The sequence below is a fragment of the Streptomyces sp. 5-10 genome, assembly GCF_014712245.1.
GTDB classification, from domain to species: Bacteria; Actinomycetota; Actinomycetes; order Streptomycetales; family Streptomycetaceae; genus Streptomyces; species Streptomyces violaceusniger.
The window spans coordinates 48,932-62,265 of record NZ_JACVYG010000060.1; the positions used below are offsets into that span (position 1 = coordinate 48,932).

At 70.1% G+C, this 13,334-nt stretch carries 11 protein-coding genes and 1 rRNA gene; 10 read left to right on the forward strand and 2 right to left on the reverse strand.

Annotated elements, in window-relative coordinates; genetic code table 11:
* The first annotated feature begins 27 nt into the window (after nucleotides 1-27).
* From IEJ02_RS40610 to IEJ02_RS40635, 6 genes are all read left to right on the forward strand, one after another.
* Entirely contained in the window at nucleotides 28-2,085 is a 2,058-nt protein-coding gene (locus IEJ02_RS40610; protein ID WP_191069371.1) for a serine/threonine-protein kinase, read from the forward strand.
* A gap of 244 nt (nucleotides 2,086-2,329) precedes the next feature.
* Complete coding sequence (rpsO, locus tag IEJ02_RS40615) at nucleotides 2,330-2,617, forward strand: 30S ribosomal protein S15 (protein WP_020868053.1); 288 nt, start codon at nucleotides 2,330-2,332, stop codon at nucleotides 2,615-2,617.
* Nucleotides 2,618-3,031: 414 nt separating this feature from the next.
* Nucleotides 3,032-5,275 carry a polyribonucleotide nucleotidyltransferase gene (locus IEJ02_RS40620; RefSeq protein ID WP_191069372.1) on the forward strand — a complete coding sequence of 748 codons (2,244 nt, stop codon included), beginning with the start codon at nucleotides 3,032-3,034 and terminating at the stop codon, nucleotides 5,273-5,275.
* Nucleotides 5,272-6,651, forward strand: a complete 1,380-nt coding sequence (locus IEJ02_RS40625; RefSeq protein ID WP_191069373.1) for a M16 family metallopeptidase — start codon at nucleotides 5,272-5,274, stop codon at nucleotides 6,649-6,651. The genes IEJ02_RS40620 and IEJ02_RS40625 overlap by 4 nt, the downstream gene beginning before the upstream one ends.
* Nucleotides 6,652-6,700: 49 nt before the next feature.
* Nucleotides 6,701-7,453: a 4-hydroxy-tetrahydrodipicolinate reductase gene (dapB, locus tag IEJ02_RS40630; RefSeq protein WP_137979826.1), complete on the forward strand. Its 753-nt coding sequence runs from the start codon at nucleotides 6,701-6,703 to the stop codon at nucleotides 7,451-7,453.
* Nucleotides 7,454-7,463: 10 nt separating this feature from the next.
* Nucleotides 7,464-7,925 (forward strand): tetratricopeptide repeat protein, encoded by a 462-nt coding sequence (locus IEJ02_RS40635; RefSeq protein WP_020868049.1) that lies wholly within the window; start codon nucleotides 7,464-7,466, stop codon nucleotides 7,923-7,925.
* A gap of 82 nt (nucleotides 7,926-8,007) precedes the next feature.
* Here IEJ02_RS40635 and IEJ02_RS40640 read toward each other — a convergent pair whose 3' ends face one another.
* The gene (locus IEJ02_RS40640; protein ID WP_191069374.1) at nucleotides 8,008-8,559 is read right to left on the reverse strand and encodes an SCO5741 family PH domain-containing membrane protein; all 552 of its coding nucleotides are present in this window, start codon (nucleotides 8,557-8,559) and stop codon (nucleotides 8,008-8,010) included.
* Between the two features lie 65 nt (nucleotides 8,560-8,624).
* Nucleotides 8,625-8,867, reverse strand: a complete 243-nt coding sequence (locus tag IEJ02_RS40645) for a hypothetical protein (protein ID WP_137979829.1) — start codon at nucleotides 8,865-8,867, stop codon at nucleotides 8,625-8,627.
* Nucleotides 8,868-9,041: 174 nt separating this feature from the next.
* Here IEJ02_RS40645 and thyX point away from each other — a divergent pair, with 174 nt between their 5' ends.
* From thyX to IEJ02_RS40665, 4 genes are all read left to right on the forward strand, one after another.
* Entirely contained in the window at nucleotides 9,042-9,782 is a 741-nt protein-coding gene (gene thyX / locus IEJ02_RS40650; protein WP_191069375.1) for an FAD-dependent thymidylate synthase, read from the forward strand.
* Between the two features lie 206 nt (nucleotides 9,783-9,988).
* Nucleotides 9,989-10,888, forward strand: a complete 900-nt coding sequence (gene dapA, locus IEJ02_RS40655; RefSeq protein ID WP_137979831.1) for a 4-hydroxy-tetrahydrodipicolinate synthase — start codon at nucleotides 9,989-9,991, stop codon at nucleotides 10,886-10,888.
* Between the two features lie 124 nt (nucleotides 10,889-11,012).
* Nucleotides 11,013-12,698, forward strand: coding sequence for a ribonuclease J (locus tag IEJ02_RS40660; RefSeq protein ID WP_191069376.1), 1,686 nt, complete (start codon nucleotides 11,013-11,015; stop codon nucleotides 12,696-12,698).
* A 514-nt stretch (nucleotides 12,699-13,212) separates the two neighbouring features.
* Nucleotides 13,213-13,334, forward strand: a 16S ribosomal RNA gene (locus IEJ02_RS40665); the annotation flags it as partial.

Genomic DNA, 13,334 nt, shown 5'->3' on the forward strand with positions numbered 1-13,334 from the left:
CCCTCGTCGACCAGGAGACCTCTCGCCATGAAACCCCTCGGCACCGGCGATCCGCTGCGCCTCGGCTCGTACCGCCTCACCGGCGTGCTCGGCGCGGGCGGCATGGGCCAGGTCTACCTGGGGCGGGATTCCGAGGGCCGGATCGCGGCGATCAAGGTGCTGCGGCCCGAAGTGGCCCACGACCCCCATATGGCCCAGCGTTTCGTGCGCGAGGCGCACGCGGCCCAGGCCGTGCGGGGCGACGGGGTGGCGCGGGTGCTCGCGGCGCAGACCGAGGGCGGGCGGCCGTGGATCGCCACGGAGTTCCTCGCCGGGCCCACGCTCGACCAGGCCGTGGAGCGGTACGGAGCCCTGGAGGAGCCCGCCGTCAGGGCGTTGGGAGCCGCGCTCGTCCGTACGCTCCACGACATCCACGGTGCCGGGCTGGTCCACCGTGACCTCAAACCGTCCAACATCGTGCTGACCTCCCGCGGCCCCAGGATCATCGACTTCGGGATCGCCCGGCCCGAGCACGGGCTGACGCTGACCACCACGGGGCAGACCGTCGCCACCCCCGGGTACGCCCCGCCCGAGCAGGTCCTGGGGCAGCGGACCGGCCCCGCGGGCGATGTGTTCTCCCTGGGAGTGGTCCTCGCCTACGCGGCGGGTGGGCGGCCGGTGTACGAGGGCGGCCATGTGGCCGCCGTGCAGTACCAGGTGGTGCACGGCGAGCCGGAGTTGGGCGCGGTGCCCGAGGCGCTGCGGGCCCTGGTCGAGCCCTGTCTGGCCAAGGACGCCGGGACCCGGCCCGGTCTCGACTGGATCGGCCGGGCGCTGGCGCCGCCCCGGGGCGCGGACCAGGTCTGGAGGAGCGGACCGCTCGCGCAGGACATCACGCGGCGCGAGGCGGACGCCCGGCGCATGGCCGCCCTGCCCGGCGACCGGCCGTCCCCCTCCCGGCGGCGGCTCATCGGCACGCTCGCCGCGGGCGGCGCCGTGCTCGCGGCGGGTGGCGGAGGCGTCGCGTGGTGGCTGCTGCGCGGCGACGAGGCGGAGGCCGACGGGCGGCCCTGGGAGGCCGAGCCGCTGTCGCGCTACGACGAAGGAACAGCGCCGCGGCCGCTGTGGGGTCCGGTCCGCGTCGCCGAGAGCTCCGGCACCGATCTGCCCGCTCCGCTGCCCGTCCACGACATCGTGGTCGTCGCGACCCCCAGCGGTGCGCTGCGCGCGTACGACGTGCGGAACGGGAGGCGGCGGTGGACCTCCGAGCGCACGGCCGCCACCACCGCCCGGATGCTCGCCGCGTCCGACGACGCCATCCTTACCGCCGACGCAAAGGGGGCGCTGCTCGGGCTGGACACCAAGGACGGCAGGAAGCGGTGGTCGGCGCCGGGCGCCGACGCGGCGGTGCTGCTCGGCGCCGACGAGGGCGCGGCCTACCTCGCCACCAGGGAGGGACGGATACGCGCCGTGGACCTCACCTCGCACCGCACGCTGTGGACCGTCCCGGTGCCCGTGGCCGCGTCCGCCAAGGCGCCGGCCCAGGCGGCGGTCGCCGAGGGCCGTCTGGTGATCCACGGATCGGACGGTGCCGTGGCCGCCCTCGACACCCGTACGGGCAGGACCGCCTGGGGCCCGCGCGAACAGGGGTCCCCCACCGCCCTCGCCCCCGCCGTCGCGGACGGCGTCGTCTACCTCGGAGGGAAGAGCCTGAGGGCGCTCGCCCTGGCGAGCGGCGAGGAGAAGTGGGCCCATACCGGTCAGGGCGGGACCGGCTGGACCGCGCCGACCGTGCGGAAGGGCGTGGTGTACGCCGTGGACGGCACCGACCTCTCGGCGCGGCGGGCGGGGGACGGGGCGGAGATGTGGACGCTGCCGTTCGCGTCCGACGACCACCCCCTTGACGCCCCGGTCGCCGTGGGTGGCAGTGTGTGGGCGGCTCTCGACGAGCGCGGGGACCAGGGCGTGGTCGCGGTCGACGTCCGCAGTGGAAGCGTCGCTTGGCCGTATGCCCCGGGGGCCGGGGGAGGCTGGCGGCTCGCGGCGGCCGGGAACCGCGTGTTCGCTCTGCAGTCCGGCACGCTCACCGCCATGCCGGTCTTCTAGCCCCGCCCGCCCCCACCCCACCCGCACCTCCACCATTGCGCCCCCGCCCCCGCCGCAGCCCCACCTCGTCAGCCCCCCACCCGACGCTGGTACTCTGTGTGCTGGCCGTTTGCGTACGCGTCCCCGGAGGCTTCGAGTCTCGGGAGACAGCGCCCAGCGGACCCCGCCTCCCGAGTCACGGAAGATCCCCTGAGACAACGACCAGGGGCACTCGGCGGCTGATGACGAAAGCAAGGAGTACCGAGTGTCGCTCGACGCCGCTACCAAGAAGCAGATCATGACCGAGTTCGCCACCAAGGAGGGCGACACCGGCTCCCCCGAGGTCCAGGTCGCGCTGCTCACGCGCCGCATCTCCGACCTCACCGAGCACCTCAAGACCCACAAGCACGACCACCACTCCCGCCGGGGTCTGCTGCTCCTGGTCGGCCAGCGCCGCCGCCTGCTGCAGTACCTGGCGAAGAAGGACATCACGCGCTTCCGTGCGCTGGTCGAGCGCCTGGGCATCCGCCGCGGTGCGGCGGGCGCCAAGTAAGACGCCAAGGAGGGAGCGGTTCCCGCTACGGGGGCCGCTCCCTTTGCCATACGCGGCGCCGTACGGTTTCAGCCAAAGGTGAGCCAAGGTGAGCCACAGGCGGCCCGTACGGGCTTCGCGCCGGTGCGTAAGCCCATCGCTACGTACCGTAGGGGCCGGACAGTACAGCCGTCGTGATGACGGCCGAAGCTTTGTAGTCTGGTCCCAACAACGCCATAACGAAGAAGGAGGAGCGCCTCATTCCCGCCGCACCGGCGCCACAGGAGCCGGTCCTCGGTAGTGGCTCCCGGAACTGGCAATTCCGGTGGCTTCGATCGAAGACCGGCCCGGCCGCCGGCCAGTAAGGCCCGGGGCGCTGCTCCACCACCGTCCACCGTCACACGGACGAGGGACGCAGAAGAGGAGATTTCCCTGGTGGAGAACGAGACCCACTACGCCGAAGCGGTCATCGACAACGGCACCTTCGGCACCCGCACCATCCGTTTCGAGACGGGCCGCCTGGCCCGTCAGGCCGCCGGTTCGGCCGTGGCCTACCTGGACGACGACACCATGGTGCTGTCGGCCACCACCGTTTCCAAGAACCCCAAGGACCAGCTCGACTTCTTCCCGCTCACGGTCGATGTCGAGGAGCGGATGTACGCGGCGGGGCGCATCCCCGGCTCGTTCTTCCGCCGTGAGGGCCGCCCCTCCGAGGACGCGATCCTCACCTGCCGTCTGATCGACCGTCCGCTGCGCCCGTCCTTCAAGAAGGGCCTGCGCAACGAGATCCAGATCGTCGAGACGGTCATGGCGCTCAACCCCGACCACCTCTACGACGTGGTCGCGATCAACGCCGCCTCCTGCTCCACCCAGCTCGCCGGGCTGCCCTTCTCCGGCCCCGTCGGCGGCACCCGCGTCGCCCTGATCAAGGGCCAGTGGGTGGCCTTCCCGACCCACTCCGAGCTGGAGGAGGCCGTCTTCGACATGGTCGTCGCCGGCCGGGTGCTCGAGGACGGCGATGTCGCGATCATGATGGTCGAGGCCGAGGCCACCGAGAAGACCATCCAGCTGGTCAAGGACGGCGCCGAGGCTCCCACCGAGGAGATCGTCGCCGCCGGCCTGGAGGCGTCGAAGCCCTTCATCAAGGTCCTGTGCAAGGCGCAGGCCGACCTCGCCGCCAAGGCCGCCAAGCCGACCGCCGAGTTCCCGATCTTCCTCGACTACCAGGACGACGTCCTGGAGGCGCTCACCGCCGCCGTCCGTGACGAGCTGGCCCAGGCGCTGACCATCGCGGGCAAGCAGGAGCGCGAGGCCGAGCTGGACCGGGTCAAGGGCGTGGCCGCCGAGAAGCTGCTGCCGCAGTTCGAGGGGCGCGAGAAGGAGATCTCCGCGGCGTACCGCGCGCTGACCAAGACCGTGGTGCGCGAGCGCGTCATCAAGGAGAAGAAGCGCATCGACGGTCGCGGTGTCACGGACATCCGTACGCTCGCCGCCGAGGTCGAGGCGATTCCGCGGGTCCACGGCTCGGCGCTGTTCGAGCGCGGCGAGACCCAGATCCTGGGCGTCACCACGCTGAACATGCTCCGCATGGAGCAGCAGCTGGACACGCTCGCGCCCGAGACCCGCAAGCGATACATGCACAACTACAACTTCCCGCCGTACTCCACCGGTGAGACCGGCCGCGTCGGCTCCCCCAAGCGCCGCGAGATCGGCCACGGCGCCCTGGCCGAGCGGGCGCTGCTGCCGGTGCTGCCGACGCGCGAGGAGTTCCCGTACGCCATCCGCCAGGTCTCCGAGGCGCTGGGCTCCAACGGCTCGACCTCCATGGGCTCGGTCTGCGCCTCCACGATGTCGCTGCTCAACGCCGGTGTGCCGCTGAAGGCCCCGGTCGCGGGCATCGCCATGGGCCTGATCTCCCAGGAGATCGACGGCGAGACCCACTACGTCACCCTCACCGACATCCTCGGTGCGGAGGACGCGTTCGGTGACATGGACTTCAAGGTCGCCGGCACCAAGCAGTTCGTCACCGCGCTGCAGCTGGACACCAAGCTGGACGGCATTCCGGCGTCCGTGCTGGCCGCGGCCCTCAAGCAGGCCCGCGACGCCCGGCTGCACATCCTCGACGTGATGAACGAGGCCATCGACGTCCCGGACGAGATGTCCCCCAACGCGCCGCGGATCATCACCGTGAAGATCCCGGTCGACAAGATCGGTGAGGTCATCGGCCCCAAGGGCAAGATGATCAACCAGATCCAGGAGGACACCGGCGCCGACATCACCATCGAGGACGACGGCACCATCTACATCGGTGCCGCCGACGGCCCGGCCGCCGAGGCCGCCCGCGCGACCATCAACGGCATCGCCAACCCGACCATGCCGGAGGTCGGCGAGCGCTACCTGGGCACGGTCGTGAAGACCACCACCTTCGGTGCGTTCGTCTCCCTGCTCCCGGGCAAGGACGGCCTGCTGCACATCTCGCAGATCCGCAAGCTCGCCGGCGGCAAGCGCGTGGAGAACGTCGAGGACGTTCTGAAGGTCGGCGCCAAGGTCCAGGTCGAGATCGCCGAGATCGACCAGCGTGGCAAGCTCTCCCTCATCCCGGTCCTCGAGGACGAGGAGGGCGCGGACGCGGACGAGGCCGAGGCCAGGCCCCAGACGAAGGACGAAGCGGCCAAGTGACGTCCCGCGACGACGGCACGACGGCCCGCACCTCTTCGGAGGCGCGGGCCGTCGCCCGTACCCAAACGCTTCTCGAGGGCCAGAACGGCATCGGCACGGTCCGCAGGACGACCCTCCCCGGGGGCCTGCGCGTCGTCACCGAGACCCTCCCCTCCGTGCGCTCGGCCACCTTCGGCATCTGGGCGCACGTCGGCTCGCGCGACGAGACCCGTACGCTCGGCGGAGCCACCCACTATCTGGAGCACCTGCTCTTCAAGGGCACCCGGCGGCGCACCGCGCTGGACATCTCCGCGGCCATCGACGCGGTCGGCGGCGAGATGAACGCCTTCACCGCCAAGGAGTACACCTGCTACTACGCGCGGGTGCTCGACACCGATCTGCCCCTGGCCATCGACGTCGTCTGCGACATGCTGACCGGTTCGGTGATCAACGCGGCGGACGTGGACGCGGAGCGCGGCGTCGTCCTCGAAGAGATCGCGATGACCGAGGACGACCCGGGCGACTGCGTGCACGACCTGTTCGCCCACACCATGCTCGGCGACACCCCGCTCGGCCGCCCGGTCCTGGGCACCGTCGACACCGTCAACGCCCTGGGCCGCGACCAGATCGCCCGCTTCTACCGGAAGCACTACGACCCCACGCACCTGGTCGTCGCCGCCGCGGGCAACGTGGACCACGACGACGTCGTACGCCAGGTGCACGCCGCGTTCGACCACGCGGGCGCCCTGTCCCACACCGACGCGGCCCCGGTCGCCCCGCGTGCCGGCACCCGCGCCATCCGTACGGCCGGCAAGGTCGGGCTGCTGAACCGCAAGACCGAGCAGGCCCATGTCGTCCTCGGCATGCCCGGCATCCCGCGCACCGACGACCGCCGCTGGGCGCTCGGGGTGCTCAACACGGCGCTCGGCGGCGGGATGAGCTCCCGGCTCTTCCAGGAGGTCAGGGAGAAGCGCGGCCTCGCCTACAGCGTCTACTCCTACACCTCCAGCTTCGCCGACTGCGGGCTCTTCGGCGTCTACGCAGGCTGCCGCCCGAACCAGGTGCACGACGTCCTCAAGATCTGCCGCGACGAGCTCGTCCAGGTCGCGGAGAACGGCCTGAGCGACGAGGAGCTGCGGCGCGCCGTCGGCCAGCTCTCCGGCTCCACCGTGCTGGGCCTGGAGGACACCGGCGCGCTGATGAACCGGATCGGCAAGAGCGAGCTGTGCTGGGGCGAGCAGATGTCGGTGGACGACATGCTCGAGCGGATCGCGGAGGTCACCCCGGACGAGGTGCGCGAGGTGGCACGCGATGTACTGGGACGGCGTCCTTCGCTGTCCGTCATCGGGCCGCTCAAGGACAAGCAGGCGGCGCGTCTCGACGAGGCCGTCGCCTGACCCGTCAGTGCGTCAGTCCCAGCCTCCCGGATCGAAGGAAACAGGATCGATGAGCAAGCTGCGTGTGGCCGTCCTCGGCGCCAAGGGCCGGATCGGCTCCGAGGCCGTACGAGCCGTGGAGGCCGCCGAGGACCTGGAACTGGTCGCCGCGCTGGGGCGGGGCGACCAGCTTCAGACCCTGGTCGAGGCGGGCGCCGAGGTGGCGGTCGAGCTGACCGAACCGGCCTCGGTGATGGACAACCTCGAGTTCTGCGTCCGCCACGGCATCCATGGCGTCGTCGGCACCACCGGCTGGACGGACGAGCGCCTGGCGCGGCTGCGCGGCTGGCTCGACGCCTCGCCGACCACCGGTGTGCTCATCGCGCCGAACTTCTCCATCGGTGCCGTGCTGACCATGCGGTTCGCCCGCCAGGCCGCCCGGTTCTTCGAGTCGGTCGAGGTCATCGAGCTGCACCACCCCAACAAGGTGGACGCCCCCTCCGGCACGGCCGCGCGCACCGCGCAGCTGATCGCCGAGGCCCGGCGGGAGGCCGGCTGCGCCCCGCAGCCGGACGCCACCGCCACGGGGCTCGACGGGGCGCGGGGCGCGGACGTGGACGGGGTGCCGGTGCACTCGGTGCGGCTGCGCGGGCTCCTGGCCCACCAGGAGGTCCTGCTGGGCGGCGAGGGCGAGACGCTCACCATCCGCCACGACTCCACCCACCACAGCAGCTTCATGCCCGGCATCCTGCTCGGCGTCCGCCGCGTGGTGGCCACCCCCGGCCTGACCTTCGGCCTGGAACACTTCCTCGATCTGGACTGAGGGCACAGCGGTGCGCGCAAAGATCACATATTTCGTTCTCGCGGCCGTTCTGGTCGTCTACTTCGTGCTGGTCGGCGACCGCGGGGTGCTGCTGATCCGGGAGGGCACCCCGGTCACGGTCGTCTTCGGAGTGGCGGTGCTGGTGATGCCTCTCATCGGCGCCTGGTTCCTGTGGCAGACCACGCAGTTCGCGCGGAGCGCGGACCGGCTGGCCCGGGAGCTGGAGGCGGAGGGCGGCCTCCCGGTCGACGAGTTGGTGCGGACGCCCGGCGGGCGGATCGACCGGGACTCGGCGGACGCCGTCTTCGCCAAGCGCCGGGCCGAGACCGAGCAGTCGCCGGACGACTGGCGGTCCTGGTTCCGGCTCGCCGTGGCGTACCACGACGCCCGGGACACCGCGCGCGCCCGTAAGGCGATGCAGCGCGCCATCGCCCTGCACGACGGCAAACCGGTGCGGGCGGCCGGGGGCTGACCCCGGGCCGCCCGCGGCGGCATGCTCATGCGGATTCGGCGGTGCCCCTCCGCGGGCGTACGGCTCAGGGGTGGGCGGCGTCTCAGCGGTGGGCGGCGGCCCAGCCCTCGATCGCGTCGGCGGCCCTGCTGAAGCTCTCCGCCTGGCCCAGGAAGTCGGCGTCATGGCTGGTGATCAGGGTGTCGGGTGCTCCGCCGCGCACCGGCTGGAGCAGCAGCGCCTGCCCCTGGACGGTGCGGGGCAGGCCCAGCCAGCGGACCGGCTGCTGAGCCGTGCGGATCGCGGCGATGTCCTGCCAGCGCACGGTGGTGCTGCGCAGGAAGCCGATCCGGCGCAGCCCCTGGGGGCTCACCACGACACCGCTGCGCACCAGCCTTACGGCTGTCACGATCATCAGCGCCGCGACGGCGACGCAGACGCCCGCCGCGGGCAGCGATCCCGCCATCGCGATGATCATGGCGGAGAACAGGACGTACGAGGCGAGCAGCAGCAGAAGAGCGGCGCCCCCGACCCTCCAGGGCCCCGGCCGGTAGGGCCGGCGCCAGCGGTCCGGGTCCTCGTAGCCGAGCGGGTCCGCTCCGGCCGCCGCGTCATCGTCACGGGCGCGGTCGGCGGTCAGGAAGGGCAGGGGCACGGGAGTTCCTCACTCACACACATGTCCGGATGGGCCTGTGCTGGGTGAGGCTATCCCAGCGCCGGTCAGCGTCCGTCGGACGCCTCCGACTGCTGGATCTGGTGGGTGGGGTGCGACTGGCTGTCGAGGGCGGGTATCCCGAACATCAGCGAGCCGATGAACCCCGCGACGATCGTGAGCCCGATCAGGGTCCGTCCGGCGATCTGGGACGGTGTGGCGCGGGGGCGGGGCGGTGGGGTGACATTGCTGCGGAAACGGTCGGCTTCGGCGACGAAGGCGAACGGCACGGGCTCTCGCCGGCGGGACATGTGCGGGCTCTCCTTGGAACCTCGAACGTGAGTACTTCAATGTGTAGGACGTGTGAATGAGTGATTGGGTGCCCGAATCCGACGACTTCAGTCGAAAATTTCGGCTGGGCGGGACTGTCAGTGGTGGCCCGTAAGCTGGGCGCCGCCCTGAGCGACGCATGGAAGGACCGCCCGGTGACCGAGATCCCCGCCGAGATCGAGAAGGCCAGTTTCCGCAGCGATGTGACCGTCGAGCTGGTCAAGCACAGCGCTGCCGACTCCGATGTGCTGTGGGCCGCGCGGGTGTCCACCGCGGGCGAGCAGTCCCTTGAAGAGATCACCAAGGACCCGGAGCGCTCCAAGGGGCTGATCAACTTCCTGATGCGGGACCGCCACGGCAGCCCGTTCGAGCACAACTCGATGACCTTCTTCATCAGCGCCCCGATCTTCGTCTTCCGCGAGTTCATGCGGCACCGCGTGGGCTGGTCGTACAACGAGGAGTCCGGTCGCTACCGCCGTCTGGAGCCGGTGTTCTACGTCCCGGGTGAGGCCCGCAAGCTGGTCCAGCAGGGCCGCCCGGGGAAGTACGAGTTCGTCGAGGGCACCCCGGCGCAGCACGAGCTGACCGGCCGGGTCATGGAGGACGCCTACCGCCACGCCTACGAGGCGTACCAGGAGATGCTGGCCGCCGGAGTGGCCCGCGAGGTGGCCAGGGCCGTGCTCCCGGTCGGCCTGTTCTCCTCGATGTACGCCACCTGCAACGCCCGTTCGCTGATGCACTTCCTGGGGCTGCGCACCCAGCACGAGCAGGCCGCGGTGCCCTCGTTCCCGCAGCGGGAGATCGAGATGGTGGGGGAGCGGATGGAGGCGCACTGGGCGGGGCTGATGCCGCTCACCCACGCCGCCTTCAATGCCAACGGCCGAGTGGCTCCGTAGCCGGCCGCGTGGGCCGGGGCCCGCTCCTCGGACGGATCACCGGGCGAAGTGTCCGTATTGCGGCGTTTCGAGAAGTTCATCTAGGCTGAACAAACGGGCCCGGCACTGCTTGAACCCCCGAGCAGGCAGTGCCGGGTCCCATCTCTTCGCTCCGTCCGCCGCCCCGAGCGAGCGCCGTGGGTCGCGCTACGAGTAGCGTGGAGCCCATGGCACCGACATCCACATCGCAGACCCCTTTCGGGCGGGTGCTGACCGCCATGGTCACGCCATTCACCACTGACGGCGCGCTCGACCTCGACGGCGCCCAGCGACTCGCTGCTCATCTGGTGGACGCCGGCAATGACGGACTGATCCTCAACGGCACCACCGGCGAGTCCCCCACCACCAGCGATGCGGAGAAAGCCCAGCTCGTACGCGCCGTGGTGGAGGCGGTCGGCGACCGCGCCCACGTCGTGGCCGGAGCGGGCACCAATGACACCCGGCACAGCGTGGAGCTCGCCCGCGCCGCCGAGCAGGCCGGTGCCCACGGGCTGCTGGCCGTCACGCCGTACTACAGCAAGCCGCCGCAGGAAGGCCTCCTCCGGCACTTCACCGCCATCGCCGACGCCACCGGCCTGCCGGTCATGCTCTACGACATCCCGGGCCGCAGCGGTGTCCCGATCGGCACCGAGACCATGGTCCGGCTCGCCGAGCACCCGCGCATCGTCGCCAACAAGGACGCCAAGGGCGACCTCGGACGCGCCAGCTGGGCCATCGCCCGCTCCCGCCTCGCCTGGTACTCCGGCGACGACATGCTGAACCTGCCGCTGCTGTCGGTCGGCGCGGTCGGCTTCGTCTCCGTGGTCGGCCACCTGGTCAGCCCCGAGCTGCGGGCCATGCTCGAGGCCCATCTCGCGGGCGACGTCGCGAAGGCAACGGAGATCCACCAGAAGCTGCTGCCGGTCTTCACCGGCATGTTCCGCAACCAGGGTGTGATCACGACCAAGGCCGCGCTCGCCCTCCAGGGCCAGCCCGCGGGGCCGCTGCGCCTGCCGTTGGTCGAGCTCACCGCCGAGGAAACCGAACAGCTCAAGCGCGATCTCGCCGCCGGCGGGGTACAGCTCTAAGCAAAGAGGCGATTGGTCGCACCTTCATACTTCACAACTGCATACAGACACATCAGCAAGTGCACGAATGTCACGCGCGCCATGTGCCCAGGGGGCATGTGGCGCGCGTGGTGAGGAGAGTCTTTTGAGTCATCCGCATCCTGAGCTCGGCCCTCCGCCGAAGCTCCCCGAGGGCGGTCTGCGCGTCACCCCGCTCGGCGGCCTCGGTGAGATCGGCCGGAACATGACGGTCTTCGAGTACGGCGGCCGGCTGCTGATCGTCGACTGCGGGGTGCTCTTCCCCGAGGAGGAGCAGCCCGGAGTCGACTTGATCCTGCCGGACTTCACATCCATCCGGGACCGTCTCGACGACATCGACGGCATCGTCCTCACCCACGGCCATGAGGACCACATCGGCGGCGTCCCCTTCCTGCTGCGCGAGAAGCCCGACATCCCGCTGATCGGCTCCAAGCTGACGCTCGCCCTGATCGAGGCGAAGCTCCAGGAGCACCGGATCCGTCCGTACACCCTCGAGGTCGAGGAGGGGCACCGCGAGCGGATCGGCCCCTTCGAGTGCGAGTTCGTCGCGGTCAACCACTCCATCCCGGACGCCCTCGCGGTCGCCATCCGCACTCCGGCCGGCATGGCCGTGCACACCGGCGACTTCAAGATGGACCAACTGCCGCTCGACGGCCGGCTCACGGATCTGCCCGCTTTCGCCAAGCTCGGCGAGGAGGGCATCGATCTGCTCCTGGTGGACTCCACCAACGCCGAGGTGCCCGGGTTCGTACCGCCCGAGCGCGATATCTCCGGCGTGCTGAACCAGGTCTTCGGCAACGCGCAGAAGCGCATCATCGTCGCCAGCTTCGCCAGCCATGTGCACCGCATCCAGCAGATCCTCGACGCGGCGCATGAGTACGGGCGCAAGGTCGCCTTCGTCGGCCGCTCGATGGTCCGCAACATGGGCATCGCCCGTGACCTCGGCTATCTGCGGGTGCCGGCCGGTCTCGTGGTGGACGTGAAGACCCTCGACGACCTGCCGGACGACGAGGTGGTGCTCGTCTGCACGGGCTCCCAGGGCGAGCCGATGGCCGCGCTGTCCCGGATGGCCAACCGCGATCACCAGATCCGCATCGTGCAGGGCGACACGGTGATCCTGGCCTCCTCGCTGATCCCCGGCAACGAGAACGCGGTCTACCGGGTCATCAACGGACTGACGCGATGGGGCGCCACGGTCGTCCACAAGGGGAACGCCAAGGTCCATGTCTCCGGCCATGCCTCGGCCGGCGAGCTGCTGTACTTCTACAACATCTGCAAGCCCAAGAACCTGATGCCGGTGCACGGCGAATGGCGCCATCTGCGCGCCAACGCCGAGTTGGGGGCGTTGACCGGGGTTCCGAAGAACCGTTGCGTCATCGCCGAGGACGGTGTCGTGGTGGACCTGGTCGACGGCATCGCCAAGATCGTCGGCAAGGTGCAGGCCGGATACGTGTACGTGGACGGCCTCTCGGTCGGCGATGTCACGGAGACCTCGCTCAAGGATCGCCGCATCCTCGGCGAGGAGGGCATCATCTCGATCTTCGTGGTCGTCGACAGCACGACCGGCAAGATCGTGGGCGGTCCGCATATCCAGGCCAGGGGCTCCGGCATCGAGGACTCCGCCTTCTCCGCGGTCATCCCGAAGATCGAGGATGCCCTGGCCAAGTCGGCCTCCGACGGGGTCGTGGACCCGCACCAGCTCCAGCAGCTGGCACGGCGCGCGGTCGGCAAGTGGGTCTCCGACAGCTACCGCCGGCGCCCGATGATCCTTCCCGTGGTCGTCGAGGTCTGACGTCACCTCTGACGCTCCCTCAGCACCACACCGGCGCTGAACACTCGGCGGGGCTCCTCGATTTGCATCGAGGAGCCCCGCTCCAGTACGTTTACGGCTCCGCCAGAGGGGAACCCGGAGCACTCAACGGACTCCGGAGGAGCCCACCGGCGGGGGTGGAAATCGACTCGGAAGAAATTCTGATAAAGTCGACGAAGCCGAAAGGCAAGGCCCTCCAACGGCCACCGGAAACGGAATTCGGATCGGAAACGACCGGAAATCGGATCTGGTAAGGTTGGAAACACCGAAGGGAAGCGCCCGGAGAAACCGGTGAAACGGTTTCGAAGGAAGCGTCCGTTCCTTGAGAACTCAACAGCGTGCCAAAAGTCAACGCCAGATATGTTGATACCCCGTCCATCGTTTGGACGAGGTTCCTTTGAAGAAACACAACAGCGAGGACGCTGTGGACGGTCCGGGTTATTCCTCCGGTTCCGTTCCGCTCTCGTGCAGTGTTTGCCGGGATAGCCCGGAAGCATTCACGGAGAGTTTGATCCTGGCTCAGGACGAACGCTGGCGGCGTGCTTAACACATGCAAGTCGAACGATGAACCGGTTTCGGCCGGGGATTAGTGGCGAACGGGTGAGTAACACGTGGGCA